Raw genomic sequence first — 19107 nt, forward strand, 5'->3', positions numbered from 1 at the left:
TCGCCGCGTGTAACCGCCACGAGGGTGTAAGCGGCACGAGGTTCGAGATCTAGGAGAGTTTGGGCGCTATTTCAACCCTAAGTCTCCTAGATCTCGAAGCCGCCGGTCGGGAGCGGTGCCCGCGGGAGCAAACGGTCTACCGCTGGCGCGGACATGGGAAATATGTCTACGGGCCGAAACCCCGGGCCCGCCAGGCTGGTGGCGCTGCGTGGCGTCACAGGGGGGTCCATCGATTCTCTGGCGATGTTCGAACGGGCGCCACGAGGCTTGTGTCATGCGGCGGATGATGGTGCGCTTCGACGGCGAGGGGGCTGGTGAGGCCGACCTGAGCTGGGGGCAGCTCGAGATCCTGGCCGCCATGGAGCGGCAGGGCACGTGGATGCCGCTGCCCGACCGGCAGCCCCTACCGGCCGGCACCACCGTGGAGGACGTCGCCGACTGGCTGCGCTTCCTGATGAGCCGGCACCAGGCCCTGCGCACCAGGCTGCGGTTTCCCGCGGACGGAGCCCCCCGCCAGGTGGTGCACGGCTCCGGAGAGATCGCCATCGACGTCGTCGAGGCGGGAGCGGAAGACCCGATCGTCGTCGCCCAGCGGATGGTCGACCTGTACGTGAACTTCGACTTCGACTTCGCCCGCGACTGGCCGGTGTTCGTCGCCGTGATCCTCAAGGACGGAGTGCCGGTACACCGCGTCGCGAATATCTGTCACGTCGTCTGTGACGCGTCCGGCGCGCTGGCGATGGTGGCCGATCTTCAGCGGCGGGAGGCCGCCGGCGGTGCCCCGCCGGAGCCGATCACCGCGTTGCAGCCACTGGATCAGGCGCGCTGGCAGCGGTCGACCGCCGGCCAGCGGCACAACGAGGCGGTCCTACGGCACTGGGCCGAGATCCTGCGCCACATGCCGGCCCGGCGCTTTCCCCCGCCCGTCGACCGCGGTGAACCCCGGCACGTGCTGCTCCTCCTCGACTCCCCCGCCATCCACCTGGCCATCCAGTCCATCCGCAACCGCACCGGCGCGAGCAGCGCACAGGTGAACCTCACCCTGTTTCTCGTCGCGCTGGCCCGGGTGACCGGCGTCAACCCGTCCGTGGCCCGGGTCGCGGTCAACAACCGCTTCCGGCGCGGGCTGGCCGACTCGGTCAGCGTCACCACCCAGTACCCCCTCTGCATGGTCGACGTCGCCGGCACCACCTTCGACGAGGCGCTGCGACGGGTGGGCCGCCGGATCATCGTCGCCTTCAAGAACGGCTACTACGACCCCACCCAGATGGCGGCGCTCGTCGACCGCGTCGGGCGCGAGCGGGGCGAGGAGCTCGACATCCACTGCTACTACAACGACCGCCGGCTCACCGCGGAGGACAAGCCCGTCGAGACCCCGCCGACACCCGACGAGGTACGCGCGGCCCTGCCCGCCACGGTGATCGACCACGAGCCGCTGACCTACCGGGGCAGCGAACGGCTCTTCGCCGCCGTCGAGGAGAAACCCGGGTCGTTCCGCCTCTCCCTCGAAGCCGACACGCGGCACCTGTCCCGCGACGCGATGGTCGCCCTCGCCCGCACGTTCGAGGAAACCGCGGTCACGGCGGCCCTGCTCAGTACGTGATGGGCTGCCGCACGTACCTCGAGGCCGTGGCCATCTGGTCCGGTGATCCGACGTACCGGGCCTGGATGCCGAGGTCGACGGCGCGCCTGAAGGCGTCCCGGTCGGCGGTGATCCAGATACGGTTCTGGAGGTGGGCGGCGGCCATCTGCATCGCGTCGGTATCGCTGAGCGAGCGGCCGGCTCGTGTGACGCCCGCTCGGAGGCGCTGCGCGAACGCGCCAATCCGTTCGAGGCTCAGCGTGGCGTCGAAGGCGATGTTGTACTTCCTGAGCACCTCCTTCACCTGGTGCTTGGACGCGGCGCCGAGCGCTTCCTTGTAGGTCGCGCGGCTGATTGTCAACGGTCGCCCGTTTGCAAGGGCCACAAACGTCTTCGCCGCCTGGTGGTTGGCGTCGGCGCTCTTGCCGAGTGCCGACAGCACCGAGTTGTCCAGCTCCAGTGCCTGCGGGGCGGGGACCGCACGGCGGACCGCGGGCGCGACCGGCGGCGGTGGCACGGTCGGCCGGGGCGTGGTGCGCACCGGCGCGGACGGCGGTGGCGGTGGCGGCACGTGCCCGCCGCCGGTCGGCCGTACCGTCTTGAGGGCCTGTGCCGAGCCGGCTGCCCCGGTCGCGGCGGACAGGGTCATCGAGCCGTACCGGCCGACCGTGTCGGCGGTCTCCGGGTCGACGCCGGCCGCCTGTAGCCCGCCCGAGATGGCCTGCTGTTTCAGGGTCGGCCGGTCGAATATGGCGGAGCTGAGGTCGTCGAGCCCGTTGATGCAGACGACCGCGCCGATCCCGGTCTCGGCCAGCGGGCAGCCGATGGCGACCTCGGCCGCGCTCAGCGCCACCGCGCCGGTCTTGACGATCAGCTCGGTGTCCAGCTCGCAGTCGTCGGCGAAGACGTTCCAGCACCACTCGCGCCCGTCCCGGTCGATCCGGTTGAGCGGGTCGCCGCCGCAGTACGCGTACGACTGCGCGCCGTCCATGCCGGCCACCGGGTCGCAGCTCATCCAGCGGCCCAGCCAGGGCGCCAGGTACCGGCGCGGGAAGTGGTCCAGCCCGCTCTCCGCCTCGCGCTGCCGCCCGGCGAACCGGTACCGCTTGCGGGCGTAGCCGCCGAAGCTCGTCTCGCCGTACGGCGTGTGCTCCTCGCGGCTGACGAAGGCGCCGGTGCCGTCCACGACCACGGCGCTGCTGCCGCGGTGGTCGGGCAGGTGGATCTCGACGGCCGGGCCGCCGTCGTCCGGGCCGGCCGGCCCCACCCGGACGAGCGCGATGCGCCGGGTGTCGTCCATGACGTGCAGCAGGTTGTTCGCACCGGCGGTGGGCCCGGTCCAGCGGTGGTGCTCGAAGAGGTCGTCGACGTAGTGGGTGACGCCGACCGCGCCGCCCTGCCGGCGGACCAGCTTCTTCACCCGCCGGCCGGTCGCGTCGTACAGGTACTGGGCGTGCACCGACGGCTCGGCGCCGCCGGCGCGCACCGCGAAGGCCCGCAGCTGGTCGGCGTGGTTCCACTCGAAGTGCCGGCTGCCGGTCTCGCCGGTGACGTTGCCGTTGGCGTCGGTGGTGTAGTCGTACCCGGTGCCGGCGACGGTCATCCGCCGCAGCCGGTTGGTGCCGGCGACGACGTCGTACTGGCGGGTGAAGCCGCCCGTGCCGGTGTGCCGCAGCACCTGGAGGTTGCCCACCGCGTCGTACTGGTAGGCCTCGGTGTACGCCTGGGTACGGGTGGGGTCGGTGCCGCGCGGTTCGCCGGTCCACGGGTCCGGGCCGGCCGGCGCCTCGTACTCGCGGCCGGTGGCGGAGACCAGCCGGTTGGCCGGGTCGTAAGTGAACCGGCGGTCGAGCGCGTCGCCGGCCCCGACCATCGCGCGCAGCGTCTTGTCGGTGATGTTCAGCGCCGCCGGGTTGCCCGGGATGCCGCTGCCCGGCGTGCGGTCCCGGATGGCCAGGATGTTGCCGAACAGGTCGTGGTCGTACCCGTAGTCCTGGAGCACCTCCCCCGCCGGCCGGAAGGTGAGCTCGTCGACGAGTGTGTACCGCTCGCTGCGCTGCCGGACCGCCCGCACGGTGAGCGGGTCGTACGCGTGCCGGGTCATGACCCCGTTGCCGTAGGCGACCAGGGTCCGCTGGCCCTTGGCGTCGTACGCGATCCGTCGCACGTGGACGGTGCCGTCCAGGCGTACGCTCTCCAGCGCGCCGGCCCGGTTGTACGTCGGCACCAGCTCCCGGCGGCGTCCCTCCACATCGGACGGCAGGAGGTGGCGGGTGACCCGGTCGAGCGCGTCGAAGCCGGTGGTCGTGGTGTAGCCGAGGTCCTCCAGCAGCTCGGCGTCCCGGGCCGCCTGGCTCTGCCCGGGTGCGGGCGTCCAGTCGACCTGGAACGCCACGCCGTCGGCGAACGCGTCGAGCAGCGGCCCGTCGGCGATGACCCGGCGGGTCGAGGAGGTGACGTTGCCCTTGAAGTCGACCGCCGCGGTGGTGACGAGGCCGGCCTCGTCGAAGTGGCGGACCGGCCGGCCGAGCAGGTTGGCGGCGCGGGCCGCGTCCCGCTCCGGGCCGGGCTGCTCCGGCGTGCCGGCGTCGCCGTACTCGACCCGCTGCCGCAGGGTCACCGGCGCCGCGGCGCCGTCCCGCGCCCAGACCCGGGTCGGGCGGCCGAGGGTGTCGAACCCGCCGAGCGTGAGCGCGCCCTTGGCGTCCCGAACCTCCACCGGGTTTCCGGCCGCGTCGTGGACGGTGTCCCGCCGGCCGGCGTCGATGGTCTCCACCCGCCACCGCCGCTTTGCCAGGTCGTACCGGTAGCGGTACGCGTCGCGGCCGAGGGCGTCGACGACGCCGACGAGGTTGCCCTGGATGTCGTACCGCTGCCGGGTGACGAACATCGCCTCTTCCCGGTCGTTGCGGACGACGGTGGTCACGGTCCGGCCGAGCGCGTCGCGTTCCACGCTGGCCGGGGTGTCCCAGTGGTCGCGGTACGCCTGAGCCGCCTTGCCGTGGGTACGTCCGGCGTTGTCGTTCGCCCCGTAGGTGTAGGTCTCCCACGGCGTCGGCCGGAAGCTGTCCGGGTCGGTGAGGTCGGTCGGTACGCCGTAGACCATCCGCTGCTCGCTGCCGTCCGGGTCGACGGTGCGCACCACCTGGCCGCGCGGGTCGAAGAAGGTGGTGGTGTGCAGGCCGCGCTGGGCGTCCGCCGGCTCGGCGTAGTCGTAGCCGGTGTCGAAGTACGGCTCGTACTTCACGACCACCCGGCCCTTGTTGTCGTGCCGCTGCCAGCCGCTGACGAGCACGTTGTCCGGGTCGGACGGGCCGCGCCGGCGGCCGACGGCATCGGTGGTCTTGGCGGACTGGTCGGGCGCGAGCACGCCGCCGCCGAAGGCCGGGTCGCCGAAGAGCACGTCCTCGGCCTGGGACCGGGTCTGGGTGACCCGCCCGAACCCGTCGGCGTACTCCACGGTGACGAGCGTGGCGTCGGACGCGGCGGCGTCGGTGTCGTGGTGCTGCCGCCGGGTGATGCGCACGGACGTCGGCTGGCCGCGCTCGACGAAGGCGAGCAGGTCGTGGTCGATCCGGGTGCTCGCGGCGGTCTGGTCGCCCTCGCCCGCCTTGCCCCGCCGCCACCGCGCGGTGACGAGCCCTGACGGCGAGTACCCGGCGGAGGACGGGTTGCCGTTGGCGTCGGTGACCGTGCGCGGCTGGAGGAGGCGGTAGTCGTACTCGGCGGTGGTGGTCAGGCCGGCCGGGTCGGTCGCCCGCACGGGCAGCAGGTCGTGCGCGTCGTACTCGATGGTGCCGCGCGCGCCCAGCGGGTCGAGCGAGGCGAGCGGCAGCCCGCGCGGCACCCGGCCCGGGTCGTGCACGTCGTACCGGCGCCGGGCGGTGACGACGTAGTAGCCGCCGTCCCGGTGGACGTAGCCGGCCAGCGGTGGGAGCCCGGCGCGGAAGTCGGCCGGGTACTCGCCCGGCCAGGCCGCGCCGCCGGTCGGGTCGAGGTAGGCGGGGCGGTCGGCGGGGTTGGCGAAGTGCGCGTCGGTGAAGGCGAGCGACTCCTCGCGGACGGCGAGGCCGTGCGCGCCGAGCACCCCCGCCGGCAGGCCGGTGAACGCGTCCCCGTCGTAGCAGGTGCGGGTGTGCCCGATGACCCGGAGCGTCACGCCGACGCGGTCGGCGACCGCCTGCCGCAGACCGGCGACGGACATGGCGCCGTCGTTGACCACCTCGTAGGTGCGCACGTCGGCCACCCGGTCGACGATGTACCGCTCGGCGTCGTCCCGCCGGGCGTACCCGGTCGTGGTGTAGGTGGCCAGATAGGGCGTGCCGGGCGTGCGCGGCACGGCGATCGCGAGCTGCTCGGTGGCGAAGCCGTACGCGTCGTAGCCGCCCGGGAAGGAGAACTGGGTCATCGGCTCGTCGCCGCGCTCCCACTGGGTGGTGCGCTGGGCGAGCGTGAACGGGAACCAGATCCGCGGCGCCTCCTGGCGCACGCCGGACACGGTCTCCGTCACCGTGTAGGGCAGCTGCTGGCGCTCCGTTCCGTCCAGACCGTACAGCTCGGTGCGCAGGACCTGGCCGCGCAGCGCGCGGATGGCGTCCCGGCGGTCGGCGCGCGGCAGGTGGCGCAGAAACGCGTCCTGCTCCGGTGGCCGGGCCAGCAGTCCCGGGTCGCCGGCCCAGTACTCGTGCCGCAGGTCCAGCTCGGTCCAGTCGCCGGCCTCGGCGGCCGCGACCGGGCCGGGGTGGAACCAGCTCTTCGTCAGCGTCGGCGGTGAGTAGTGCTCGGCGGGTACGCCCGCCGCGGCGTCGAACGACTCGGTGTCGAGCTGCTCGACCATCGCGAACCCGTGGAACTCGCGCTCCACGCCGTCCCAGTAGCCGTGGTGGTACCGGTACTCGGTGCTCTGCCGGCCGCCGGAGATCGCGTCGTGTACGACGACGCCGGCGACCACCTGCACCGGAAACGGCAGCGTGGTGCGCCACCGGGTGGCCGGGGACGCGTCGTCGCGCAGGAAGTCCTCGGTGGACGGTCGATAGTGGACCCGGGTGGTGGCGCCGACGTTGTTGTCGACGAGTTCGAGCAGGTACGGCTTGGCGCCTCCGGTGAGGTCGAGGAAGCGCAGCCGCGCCGGGTCGCCGCCGGCGTGCGACCGTCCGAAGAGGAGGCCGGCCATCCCGGTGCCGTACAGGTCGGTGAGCTGGACGGTGTCCGTGTCGGTCAGGGCCGGCGTGCCGGCGATGGTGAGCGGCTGCTCGGCCCAGGCGTCGCCGCTCCGGTTGCCCCAGATCTGGATCCGCCCGTTGTCCACGTACACGAGGTCGGCGGCGCCGTCCCCGTCGATATCGCCGAGCAGCACCCGGCGCGGGTCGAACCGGTCGGGCAGCCGCGGCGAGTGGCGCATCCGCACCGGCCGGCCCCACCGGCCGTGCCCGAGGTTCGGCCAGTACGTGATGTCGCCGGCGCGCAGCAGCACGATGTCCGGCAGCCGGTCGCCGGTCATGTCGGCCAGCCGGACCCGCGGGTCGCCGAGGTCGGCCGGCGGGCCGCTACCGTTGCTGACCGCGGTGCGCTGCCACGCCCGGCGCGGGTCGGCGTCGTTGAACCAGCACTCCAGGCGCCCGCCGGTGCCGGAGCGGAGCACGTCGGTCAGCCCGTCGCCGTCGAGGTCGACGAGCTTGACCCGGGCGTCGGCGAGGTCCACGCTCGGCATCCGCCGGTAGGGCTGGAACGAACGACGGCTCCAGCCGCCGGCGAACGACATCGGGAAGTAGCCGGCCGTCGGCCCGGACCGGACGAACAGGTCCGGGCGGCCGTCGCCGTCCGCGTCCATGAACCGGACGCCGCGGTCGGCGAGCGTGAACGGGGGCGCCTCGTTCAGGTTTCGGGGCACGTCGAACCGGCCGGCGCCGACGTTGCGCCAGTACCGTGCGGTGGCGCCGAGCTCCACGAGGTCTGGCAGGCCGGCGCCGCGCAGGTCGACCAGCGCCAGCGTGGGGTCGCTCAGCGCGACGGTCGGCAGCGCGCGGCCGCGCACCGGCTCGAACCGCCGGCCCCGCGGGTCGAAGCCGGAGTACCCGAACGTCAGCGGCGGCGTGGGCTCGGCGGTCGCCCCGTCCACGCCGATCGCCTCGATCCGGGTCAGCAGCGAGACGCCGTTGAACGCGGCCGGCTGGTACCCGAACCGGTACATCCGGGACGGGCGGTCCACCCCGTCGGCGGCCCGGGTGCGCACCCGGATGGCCGCGCAGCGCAAAGAGGTACGGATCTCGAAGCCGGCCCGGTGGTCGGAGAACGCGTCCGGCCGCGTCTCGTAGTCGAAGTCGACCACCACCAGGAACTCCGGGTCGGCCCGGTCGCCGTAGTCGGCGTAGGAGATCCGGGCGAGCATCGGCTGGCGCCACCGGTGGCCGCCGCCCTCGCCTTCGTCGGTGAGGTACTCGTACCGGACGAGGTTGCCCAGCGGGTCGCGGGTCTCGGTGATCCGCCAGGCGAAGACTCGGCCCGGGTCGTCCGGGTCGGCGACGGTCGCGCCGTACCGGTTACGCGTGCCGTCCTTGGCGTGTACCTCCCAGAAGTCGCCGGTGCCGTCCCGGACGTGGTCGACCCGGGCGAACAGCCCTTCGGTCCGGGGCCGGTAGCGGGTCCGCCCCGGCTCGACCTCGGCGACCGGCACCAGGTCCTCGGCGCCGGAGAGGACGAACACGTCGTCGCCGGTGTACCGGGGCGTCCCGCGCGTGGTCTTGCGGGTCACGCCCGGGGTGTCCAGCCGCCAGCCGAGGCCGAACGGTCCGTTGCCGTTGCCGGTGCTGTAGCCGAGTGTCAGCTTCGGCTCCAGGCCGAGCCGCCCGGCGGGCAGCGGGATCGGCACGGTGTAGTTGCCGGTGCCGGTGAACAGGTCCGGGCTGAACTTCTCGCCCAGGCCCTGGATCGCGCCGCCGCCGCTGGGCAGCGCGATCACCGAGCCGCCGGCGGACTGCGTCAGGTCTGTGCCGGCCACGCCGGTCCCCTCCCCGTCCAGCTCACCACGAGCGTGATGTCATCGAGCCGGCCACCGGTGAAGAGGCCGGCGGCGTCCGCGCCGAAGGCCAGCCGCCACTCCCCGGCCGGGCTGGTGCCGTACAGCGAGGTCCAGCCGGCCGCGTTGCCGCGCCGGGTGCTGGCGATCCCGTCGGTGGTGGTCGCGTCGCCGCCCGCGGTGCCGCGGCGCAGGGACACCACGGTGGCCGGCACCGGTTCACCGCTGGCGAGCCGCACCGCGACCGCGGCGGTGACCAGGTCCTCGATGTCGAGCGGGAAGTCGACCGCGCGCAGGTCGAGCGTGACCGACCGGCTGGCCGGGTCGGGCGGGTTGTTGAGGTCGTACCACTGGTCCGGGAAGTCGTTGGCCAGGCTGAACACCCGGTCCGAGCCCCGCTCCCGGTTGGCGTTGAGCCGGGTCACGACCTGGCCGCGGTAGCCCTCGTCATGCAGGGCGGTGTAGTCGATCGTGATCAGCACGTCGGCGATCGTGGAGTAGTCGAACGGGTTGGCGGCGCGCGGCAGCTGGAGCTCCCAGGTGGTGTCCACGCCGCTGGACTCGAACGGCAGCAGCATCTCCGACTGGGCGTCCAGCTCGAAGACGCCGCTCGCGCCCATGGCCGAGGTCAGCGCGACCGTGCCGGGCTCGTGGCGTACCACGATGTCCTTGAACGTGTCCGACTGGCGGGTGATGACCCGGGAGATGCCGTTGGAGGAGAGCGTCGCCCGGATGCCCCGGTCCGGCGGGACGAGCGCCACGATGCTGGTCCGCACCTGGCGGATCATCCGCAGGTAGTGCCCAGGGAAGTCGGCGTCGAACAGCGCCATCGGCGTGGCGAAGGCCAGCGCGCCGGTGCGGCGGAACTCCAGGAACTCCACCGGCATGAGCTGGGCCAGGGAGAACGTCTGGGTGAGGTTGAGCCGCCGGCGCTCGGAGCTGAACGCGTACTCGTCCAAGCGGGTGAGGTCCTGGCTGAGCTGCTCCGCGCCGGTCAGGCCGCGCCGGTTGACCTGCGGTCCGCCGGCGGTCAGGTCGGCGGGCGTCTGCCAGTAGTCGTTGCGGATCAGGGTCTGCGTCGCTTCGGCCCGCTCGAACGCCAGCTGCGCCTGCGCCAGCCGGGCGGTCGCGGTGGCCTGCTGGAGGAAGTACCGGTAGACGCCGCCGAGGGTGTTGCTCATCCACAGGTACAGGTCGGCGTTGGTGAACTGGTCGTTGAGGAACTTCAGCGTCGCCACCGCCTGGTCGTGCTGGAGGGTGGCGATGGCCTCCTCCTGGAGGGTGATCGCGACGTGGTCGTTGGCGACGACGACCTGCGCCGCGGCGACGAGCGAGTCCTGCTCGGACGAGATCTTGGCCAGCCGCCACTCGTCCCGGCGCTGCTCGATACCCGCCTTGAGCTGGTTGGCGTCCATCTGCGCCTGGAGGTTGTTCTGGTTGGCCACGATGACGCCTTTGGCGGCCACCGCGCCGCTGATCGCCATCGCCAGCACCTGCTTGGCGCCGCCGCTGAAGAGCGCGTCCATGAAGCTGGACGCCGCCGACGCGGCCTGCATGACACCGACCGCGGTGTCCACCACGTTGATCTGGTTACGGATGGACTTCATCTCCTGGAACTGGTCGAGCAGGTCCCGCTCGTACTTGTTCGGCGGCATGTTGATCTGCCGCTCGTACGTCCGGGTCATCACGCCGGCCTTGGTGCGCTGCGCCTCGGCGGCCTTGACCGAGTCGCGGGCCTCCTGCACCCGGCTCGCGGCCAGGTTGATCTGGGCGCTGGTCAGGTCGATGCCCTTGAGCGCGTCGAAGAGCCGCAGGTTGCGCTCGTCGTACTTCTCCAGCGCGGCGAGGTAGCCGGCTTCCATCTGCCCGGCCAGGGCGGTCAGCTGCCGGGCCCGTTCCATCAGGACCTTGAACCGGTACGGGGTCGGCTGGCTCACCGTCATCGCACCCACGAAGCCCTGGGTGCGGGACAGGCCGGCGATGTTGCGGCCCTGCCGGAGCTTGGCCAACTGCACGTCGACCCGGGTCCGCAGCGCGGCGAGCTCCGGGATGGGCAGGGTCGGCTCGCCCTGGTTGGTCGGCTGCTGCGGGCGCAGCGCGGCGGCGCCGAGCAGCCGCCGGGCCGCCAGGTAGAGGCTCCGCGCGTGCGCGATCGACTCGTCCGTCTCCCGGGTGAACTCGACGTCCGCGAACTCGATGTGGCACCGGATGAGCGACAGCAGCGTGTACCGGGTGTACGGGGTCGGCCGGTTCTCCACGAGCGCGAACGGGTCCAGCATGGACGTCCACTGTGGAGGGAAGGTCAGGTTGGGCCGGAACGGCGTCTCGGTGTTGATCCGGTCGTAGATGGAGACCGGGGCGCCGACGTCGTACGGGTACACGATCCAGTACCAGTCCAGGGCGGCCCGGTGGTCGCCGGCGGACTGGAGGCGCTGCGCGAGCAGCAGCGGCACGACCCAGAAGATCTCCCGCCGCTCCGGCTCGGCCTTGGTCCGGGACAGGTCCCGCATCTGGGTCTGCTTGGTGGTCGACCGGGTCGGGTTGAGGTACGTGAAGCTCATCGAGACCGAGGAGACGTAGGCGGCCGCCGCGGCCGCCGCGTCGTCGGCGGTGAACGGGCCGGAGCCGCGGATGCTCTCGAAGAAGGTGCGCAGCTGCTGGCGGCCGCCCGGTACGAGCACGGCCGGGTCGAGGTGGCGCTCGGCGAACAGGAACGCCATCGTGGCCGCCTGCCAGCTGCCGATCTCGCCCATCCAGACCCAGGCGGCGGTGAACGTGGCCGGGTTGGTGAGCGTCCAGCCGAACGCGGGGTGGCCGGCCAGCAGCTCGCCGGAACGCTTCGCCGACAGCAGCGACTGCACGCTCTCGATGGCCTGCCGGATCCGGGTCGTGCGCAGCGCGCCGCTGGCGAGCATGTCGACCAGGTATCGCGCGGTCATCTCCTCACCCACGTCGCCGGTGGTCGCCGGCGCGAGGTCGGCCAGCAGCGCGTCCCGCAGGATCGGCAGGGCGGCCTGCTCGGCGGCGGCGACCGCGCGGGCGTTGGCCACGGCCAGGTCGTCGCGCTGGGCGATCCGGGTGCGGAGCACGGACTGCCAGTCCTCGCGCGCGTCCCCGTGCTCGCGGTACGGGCTGACCCGCGGCCCGGCACCGGTCATGACGAAGTAGTCCGGGGAGAGCACGATCCCGGTCTCCTGCGCCCGCCAGGCGGTGAACTGCTGCCGCCGGCGCGCGCCGGTCAGCACGGCGATCCCGTCGTTCCACTCGGCGGCGGTGAGAGTGCCGGCGGCGGCGAGCCGGGCCAGGCCGCGCAGGACCCGGAACCCGACCAGGGTCAGCCCGGCCGCGGCGAGCCGGCCGGAGATGTCGACGCCCTTGCCCTCGTCGGTCTCCCAGGCGGCGAGGTCCGCGCCGGGGATCGTCTGGGTCACCATCGCGGCGAGCGCCTGCGCGGCGTTCGGGTTGCCGGTGCGGATGGCGTCGAGTGCCTGCTCGTGGGCCGTGAGCGTGGTGGCCCGCTGGGTCAGCAGGGTCCGGATCGGGTCGCCGGCCGGGCCCGCGACCACGTCGTCCGCGCCGACCACGTCCGGGTCGGCCAGCGCGCCGAACGCCCGGTCGCCGCCCGGCGCGCGGTCCTCGTCGGCCCAGGACAGCGACAGCGCGGCCCGCTGCCAGGCCAGCAGCAGCGGCGTGGTCGGTGCCCGCAGCGGGTCCGGGTTGGCGGTGGACGCCAGGCCGAAGAGGGTCTCCAGCGCCGTCTCGGTCAGTGCCGCGCCATCGAGTACCAGCTGGTCCAGCTCGTCCGGGCGGGTCGCGGAGAGCCGGATGCCGAGCCGGGCGGCCAGCGCCTCGCGTACGGCGGGCGCGGCGCCCCGGGCCAGCCGCAGCTCGGCGTGGGAGGTGCCGACGGCGGCCAGCAGCGAGGTGTACGCGGCGGTCCGGTAGTCGAGCTCCCCGGCCGCGCCGGGTGCGGTGGACGTGCCGGTCGCGGCGATGTGCGCGCGGAGCAGCTCGATCGGCACGCGCAGCTGGTTGACCTCCTGGGTGCCCCGGTCGGCGGCGGCGGACAGCGGCTGGCTGAGCCGGTCGAGCGGCTGGCGCAGCACGCCGACGAGCGTCGCGGTGGTGAGCGGCGCCTCGGGCGTGCCGGGCACCCGGATCTGCTCCTGCGCGAAGGAGAGCAGCGCTTCGAGGTACTCCCGCTCGCTCAGCCGCTCCTCGAGGGTGGCCGGTACGTACGAGCTGATCACGACGACCGGCACCGCGACCGGGTTGCCGACGGTGTTGCCGGCGGCGTCGGTCGCCCACACGTAGATCGTGTGCGCGCCGAACCCGGACAGCGGCACGTCGGCCCGCCAGGTGCGGAAGTCGTTGCCGGTCAGGGCCTGCGCCGGCGTCCGGGTACCACCCGGGCTCAGCGCCCAGGCCACCCCGGCGCTGCCGCCGGTCATGCCGCTCTGGTTGTCGCCGGCGGTGCCGGTCATCTGGACCACGACGTTCCCGTTCGCGTCGCCGATGACGTTGGCCGACGGTTGCGGGAAAGCCACCTGCAACTGCGGCTTGCCGACGTCGCGGCCGGTCACCGTGCGGGTCTTGGTCGAGGCGAGGTTGTCGCGGTCGGAGACGGTCACGGCGACGGTCCGGGCGCCGAGCGGCATCGGGCCGAGCGTGACCACTTTGGAGTACGAGGTGGTGCTGATCTGCTCGGTGGAGAACCGCTGCCCGTCCCGGTCGATGGCGACGGTGACCGGGAAGTAGGCGCCGGACGCGACGCTCACCTGGAGGGTGACCTGGCCGCCGCCGTCGTTGAGGTCGACCGTGGCCCCCGCCGCCGGGCCCGTGATCGTGAACCCGGGCGGGTCGGCCGCCGCGACCTGCACGTTGACCGTTCCACCCTGGATCACCTGACCGCCGGTGGTGACCGCGTCCGCCCGGATCGTGTGCGCGCCGTGGGACGGGAACGTCAGCGAGAAGTCGCCGCCGCTGCGGCCCTCCCGGATCCGCTCGACGCCGTCCATGAAGACCCGCGTCTGGTTGTACGTGACGATCGGGGTGCCCTTCCACCCGCCGTTGATCGGATCCCAGGCGTAGGTCGCGCCCCGAAACGCGTTGACCCGCACGGTGGCCGCGATGCCGGCCACGACCCGGCTGCTCACCACGGAGATGGAAACCCGGGGCGGGTCGTCGGGCGGGCCCGGGTCGCCGGGTGGCGGCGGGATGATGAAAACCTCGGCACCGCCGTCGGCGGTGGCTCGGTCGCGGCTGATCGTCACGACTGCTCCGTCCGTTGAAGGCCAAGTGGTCAGGCCCACTCTCACCGGCGCCTGAGCGGCTGGACAGGCAAGAGTCGGATCTCCGAACGGATGTATCAGCGGCCGCCTCACGTTCATCGCGCCGCCTCGCGCCGCCGGGTGGTCACCGCTGAAATGACCTGCTCGGCTCGCGGGCGCGGCTACCCTTGACCGGTCCGGACGCAACCCGTCGGCGAGGCGGAATAGACCCGGCGGGGCGGTTGTTGCCCTACCGCCCAGAGGAGATGAGTAATGGCAAAGACTGATTACGACGCGCCACGGACCCCCGTCGTCGAGGAAGACAGCCTGGAAGAGCTCAAGGCTCGCCGCGCCACGCCGCGTGCCGACGCGGTGGACGTCGACGAGGCCGACCTGGCGGAGGGCTTCGAGCTGCCCGGCGCCGACCAGATCGACGAAGAGCTGTCGGTCACGGTGATCCCGATGCAGGCCGACGAGTTCCGCTGCTCGCGCTGCTACCTGGTACGCCACCGCAACCAGCGCGCGGTGGCCGACATCGACGTCTGCCGCGACTGCGCCTGACCCCACCGGGGCGGTCCGGTGGAGCTGTCGATGTTCGTCGCGCCCGGCGAGTACGCGGACATACGCGAGCTCGCCGAGCAGACCATGTCACTCCAGGACCGGATGGAGGAGCTCGCCGCCAGCGGTGTCGAGTCGGTGCGCCACGCCGCCGTGCCGCCCGAAGCGGCGCCGATCGACGCCTTCGCGATGGGCTCTCTCCAGGTGACCCTGGCTCCGGCGGCGCTACCCGCCGTCATCGCGCTGGTCCAGGCGTGGCTGACCGACCGGCCGGTGCCCTCCGTTCGGATAGCGGTCGACGGCGACATCCTGAAGGTGCACGCGGTGCCGACCAGGCGCCAACGCCTGCTCGTGGACGCGTTCCTGCACCGCCACAGCAGCTGAGGTAGGTCGACCCGGTAACGCTACGGGTCCTCCGCGGCGAGGGTGTCGAGCTGGGCCTGGACGTCGGCGGTCTGCGGCATGCCGAGCTGGCCGTAGAGCGCGAGCGCGGCACCGTAGTGATGCCGGGCCTGATCGGCGTCGCCGAGTTCCCGCCACGCGCGGCCGAGGCCGGCGTGCGCCCTGGCCTGCTGGTCGGCCGCGCCGATCTCCGTGGCGATCTCCAGGGCGGAGCCGTGGTGGGTCACCGCGTCGCCGGGGGCGGCGGCCTCGCCGAGGCCGTTGAGCGCGTACGTCTCGCCGTCTCGGGCACCGGCCTGGCGGAAGACCTCCAGTGCCCGCCGGTGGTGGTCGATGGCCCGAGCCGGCCGGCCGAGGCGGTTTTCCAGGATGCCCAGGCTGGTCAGGGTCCAGGCTTCGCCGTCCCGGTCACCGCTGTCCCGGTAGATGCCGCGGGCCTGTTCGATGTGCTCGCGGGCGGCGTCGTACCGTTCGAGCCACACCTCCACGTCGCCGAGGTTGCCGAGCATGGCCGCCTCGCCCAGGCGGTCGCCGGTCCGCCGGCACAGGTCAGTGGCCCGCGCGTACCGTGCGGCGGCGTCGCGGTGGTCGCCGAGCCGCGCTTCGGCGAAGCCGAGGTTGCCCAGGGCGCGCGCCTCGCCGGTGAGATCGCCGGCCCGCCGGTAGCCGGCCAGCGCGGCTTCATGGCGGTGGGCCGCCTGCCGGTAGCGACCCGAGCGGGCCTCGATGACGCCCAGGTTGGTCAGCGTGCGGGCCTGTCCGGTGTCGTCGTCGGCCCGCTGGTACAGCTTCAGGGCCTGTTCCAGCTGGTCGGTGGCCGGCGCGAACCGCCCGGTCTGTATGTACGCGGCGCCGAGGTTGGTCAGGGCGTTCGCCTGGCCGGCCAGGTCGCCCAGCTCGCGCGCGGCGTCGCGGGCCCGGCTGTGTACGACGACGGCTTCGGCGTTGTACCCGCCGTTGAGATAGCGAAACAGCGTGGCCGACAACCGCGTCGCGTGGCGCGGCCAGCCGTGGGCCGCGGTGTGCACGGCGACGGCCACGAGCGTGTCCCGTTCGGCGTCCAGCCAGGCCCGCGCGGCGCCGGCGTCGGGCAGGGGCGGCATCGGGGTGGCCGGCGCGGCGATCCTGGGGCGGCGGTGCGCTTCGGCCGGGTGCAGGATGTCCATGGCGGCGGCGGCCGCACCCAGGCAGTGGTCGAACAGCCGGGTCAGCGCGGCGCGGCGTACCGGCGGCGGGTCTTCGTCTCCGGCCTGGTTCAGCGCGTACGCCCGGAGCACGTCGTGCAGCGCGTACCGTCCCGCCGCGGCCGGCTGCACGAGGTGGTCCCGGTGCAGCTCGTCCAGCCACGCGCGCGCGGTGGGCAGGTCGACGCCCGCGAGCGCCGCCGCGGCGTACCCGTCGAGGTCCTGTCCGGGGTGTAGCGAGATCAGCCGCAGCATCCGGCGGTGGCCGCCGGACAGCCGGTGGTAGGACATGTCGAGCGCGAGTTCGACGCCGGCGTCCAGGCGGCGGTCCTGGTGGCGTTCGGCGAGCCGGTCGGCGTGGTCGGTGAGCGTCCACGCGGGTTTGCCGCGGATGTGCGCGGCGACCAGGCCGAGCGCGAGCGGCAGGTGGCCGCAGAGCTGGGCGATCCGGGCCGTGGCCCGCGGATCGGCGCCCACCGGGATGCCGGCGACGGCGCCGGCGAGGTATGCGGTGGCCTCGTCCGGCGTGAAGACGTCGAGCCGCAGCCGCGCCGCGGACGGCAGCGGCGACAGGCGGCGCCGGCTGGTGATCAGCGTGACGCAGCCGGCGGCCTGGGCGAGCAGCGGACGGACCTGGTCGGCGGTCGCGGCGTCGTCGAGGACGACCAGCGTCCGCGTTCCGGCCACCCGCCGCCGGTACGCCGCCGCGCGCCCCGGCAGGTCGTGCGGTATCCGCCGCGCGGTCGTACCGAGCAGGCGCAGGAAGCCGTCCAGGACGGCGGCCGGGTCGACCGGCGGCTGCGCCGGATCCGGATGGAACCCGCGCAGGTTGACGAAGAGGACCGCGTCGAACGGCCGCTCGTCGGCGAGCAGGCGTGCGGCGTGTACGGCCAGGCGTGTCTTGCCGACCCCGGCCATCCCCTCGATCACGCCGACCGCCCCGGCGGACGCGCGGCGGCGCAGTGCGGCGCGCAGCCGATCGAGCTCGCCGGCCCGCCCGGTGAAGCCCGCGGAGTCGTGCGGGAGCTGGTCGTGGACGCGCACCTGGGACGCCGCGGTGGTCTCGCCGCCGATGATCCGCAGCGCCTGCCGCCACTGGCTTACGTAACCGGCGTCGGGGTGCAGCGCCTCGACGATGGCGACGACAAGATCATGGTTGAGCCGGCGGCGGCCGGGCCGGAAACAGTCCACCACCGTGGTCTTGCGGGCCAGCTCGGCGGCGGGCCGGCCCGCCTCGGACCAGGCCGCGTTGATCCGGTCCTTGATCGTCTCGTAGGACGGCCCACCGGCCCAGACTTTCAGCAGCCGCAGCCGCTCCACGACGCCGTCGAGGGTGGCGGCCTGCCCGGGATCGGGCGGTTGCTGGAAGAGGGCCGGCATGATCGTCAGGCTATCGACCGTTCGGATTCGGTCGGGTTGCCCCACCCGGGCCGCCGCCTCCTGTTCAGTCGAGCTCACCCGACGACGAAGGAGATGACTGTGCTCAGACGACGGATGGCGCGAGCAGGTGTCGCGATCGGCATGCTCGCGGTCTCGATACTCGGGTTGAGCTCCCCCGCGAGCGCCGCCCCCACCAGCTTCGTCGCCAAGGCGGTACACGCCAGCGGAGCGGGCAGGCTGGCCGTGCAGGCCACCGGTGGGCTGAGCTGGTACAGCCGGTCCGTTACCGCCACCTCGGTGCGGTTCTTCGCCAACGCCGGCGAGTGCGGATACGTCTCGGTGACCGGCTGGCAGGGATCGACGAGCATCGACTACGCCGTCTACCCGTCCGGGTCGGGCTACTACTGCGGCGGCACGACCGGCAAGTGGTTCAACATCGGCAACGTCCCGCTCGACGGCAGCCGCGTGTCCGGCGGGATCACCGAGGTGCTCGTCATCGTCTTCGACGTGACCCACGCGGGCCAGGGGTACGCCGAGTGCTACCGGTCCGGTTCCACCTGCGCCAGCTACCAGTGGTAGGTGGCCTGGCCAGCGATCGGCGGTTGGCCGGTCGCTGGCCACGGCTCACCCCGGCATACTGCTCCGATGCGCCTGTACCTGTCGTCGTTTCGTACCGGAGCGCACGCTGACCGCCTTGTCGCCCTGGCCGGCGGCGGGCGGCGCACCGCCTTGGTCCCGAACGCTCTCGACGGGCTTCCCTTCGAGGTGCGTGAAACCGGCCTGCGACGCGACCTCGACGACCTCCACGCCGCCGGCCTCGACGTCACGCTGGCCGATCTGCGCGAGCCCGCCGCGGTGTCCAGCCTGGCCGGCTTCGACATCGTGTGGGTACGTGGCGGCAACGTCTTCGTCCTGCGCCGGGTGCTCGCCGACACAGGCGCCGACACCGTCCTGCGCGACCTGCTCCGTCGCGACGCGGTGGTCTACGGCGGCTACAGCGCCGGCGCCTGTGTCCTGGCCCCCGATCTGGACGGTCTGCGACTCGTCGACGACCCCGCGGCCGTCGCCGAACCGATCATGACCGGGCTTGGCCTGCTCGACCGCCCGTTCGTGCCACATGTGCGTTCGCCCGGCCATCCGGAGACCGCGGCCTGTGACGCCGTGTCGGCCTCGTACGCCGGCGCGAAGCGGCCGCACTGGGCGCTGCGTGACGGTGAGGTGCTCGTCGTCACCGGGGACCAGACCCGGCTGCTGCCCGCGTAGCGCTACTCGGTGCTCATCACCGGACGGACCTCCAGCGCGCTCATCCCGGCGGCCAGCGGCCAGGTCGCCGCGATCTGGACCGCCTCGTCGATGTCGTCGCACTCCAACACGACGACCGAGCCGATGACCTCCTTGAGCTCCAGGTACGGCCCGTCGGTGACCATCGGCTCGCCGTCCGCGCCGGCCCGCACCGTCTTGGCCGTGTCCCGGGACTGAAGCTCGACACCGCCGTCGACGATCTTGCCGGTCGGCTGCCACCGCTCGAACCACGCGGTGATCTGCTTCATCAGATCCTGCTCGTCGGCCGGGGCCAGCGCGCTCCACTCGCGGTCGTCGCCGAATATCAGCATCGCGTACTTCATGGTCTGCTCCTCATGGCTGGAAAGGTTGCCTCCCCCCGGTGACGAACGGCCGGCAGGCGTTCTCGACAGCTTGCGCCAAAAATCCTCGCCC

Annotated in this window: 9 protein-coding genes; 5 read left to right on the forward strand and 4 right to left on the reverse strand. The window is 73.0% G+C overall.

The window, feature by feature from the left end; translation table 11 throughout:
- The first annotated feature begins 274 nt into the window (after window positions 1-274).
- Window positions 275-1603: a condensation domain-containing protein gene (locus AC5L36_RS09020; protein WP_441217143.1), complete on the forward strand. Its 1329-nt coding sequence runs from the start codon at window positions 275-277 to the stop codon at window positions 1601-1603.
- Here AC5L36_RS09020 and AC5L36_RS09025 read toward each other — a convergent pair.
- Both AC5L36_RS09025 and AC5L36_RS09030 read right to left on the reverse strand, forming a co-directional pair.
- Complete coding sequence (locus AC5L36_RS09025) at window positions 1593-8579, reverse strand: SpvB/TcaC N-terminal domain-containing protein (RefSeq protein WP_441217144.1); 6987 nt, start codon at window positions 8577-8579, stop codon at window positions 1593-1595. The two genes, AC5L36_RS09020 and AC5L36_RS09025, sit on opposite strands and share 11 nt — an antisense overlap.
- The gene (locus AC5L36_RS09030) at window positions 8561-13870 is read right to left on the reverse strand and encodes a Tc toxin subunit A-related protein (RefSeq protein WP_441217145.1); all 5310 of its coding nucleotides are present in this window, start codon (window positions 13868-13870) and stop codon (window positions 8561-8563) included. The genes AC5L36_RS09025 and AC5L36_RS09030 overlap by 19 nt, the downstream gene beginning before the upstream one ends.
- 270 nt (window positions 13871-14140) lie before the next feature.
- On the opposite strand from AC5L36_RS09030, the gene AC5L36_RS09035 reads away from it, so the two are divergent.
- The gene (locus AC5L36_RS09035) at window positions 14141-14428 is read left to right on the forward strand and encodes a DUF4193 domain-containing protein (protein ID WP_441217146.1); all 288 of its coding nucleotides are present in this window, start codon (window positions 14141-14143) and stop codon (window positions 14426-14428) included.
- Between the two features lie 30 nt (window positions 14429-14458).
- Complete coding sequence (locus AC5L36_RS09040; protein WP_441217147.1) at window positions 14459-14809, forward strand: hypothetical protein; 351 nt, start codon at window positions 14459-14461, stop codon at window positions 14807-14809.
- A 20-nt stretch (window positions 14810-14829) separates the two neighbouring features.
- On the opposite strand, the gene AC5L36_RS09045 is transcribed toward AC5L36_RS09040, so the two are convergent.
- Window positions 14830-17391 carry an ATP-binding protein gene (locus AC5L36_RS09045; protein ID WP_441217148.1) on the reverse strand — a complete coding sequence of 854 codons (2562 nt, stop codon included), beginning with the start codon at window positions 17389-17391 and terminating at the stop codon, window positions 14830-14832.
- A gap of 99 nt (window positions 17392-17490) precedes the next feature.
- Between AC5L36_RS09045 and AC5L36_RS09050 the strand changes: the two genes are divergently transcribed.
- Entirely contained in the window at window positions 17491-17970 is a 480-nt protein-coding gene (locus tag AC5L36_RS09050) for a hypothetical protein (protein WP_441217149.1), read from the forward strand.
- Window positions 17971-18036: 66 nt separating this feature from the next.
- Window positions 18037-18654 (forward strand): Type 1 glutamine amidotransferase-like domain-containing protein, encoded by a 618-nt coding sequence (locus tag AC5L36_RS09055; protein ID WP_441217150.1) that lies wholly within the window; start codon window positions 18037-18039, stop codon window positions 18652-18654.
- A 2-nt stretch (window positions 18655-18656) separates the two neighbouring features.
- On the opposite strand, the gene AC5L36_RS09060 is transcribed toward AC5L36_RS09055, so the two are convergent.
- Window positions 18657-19016 (reverse strand): YciI family protein, encoded by a 360-nt coding sequence (locus tag AC5L36_RS09060; protein ID WP_441217151.1) that lies wholly within the window; start codon window positions 19014-19016, stop codon window positions 18657-18659.
- Window positions 19017-19107 lie beyond the last annotated feature (91 nt).

It is taken from the genome of Phytohabitans sp. LZ39, assembly GCF_059359075.1.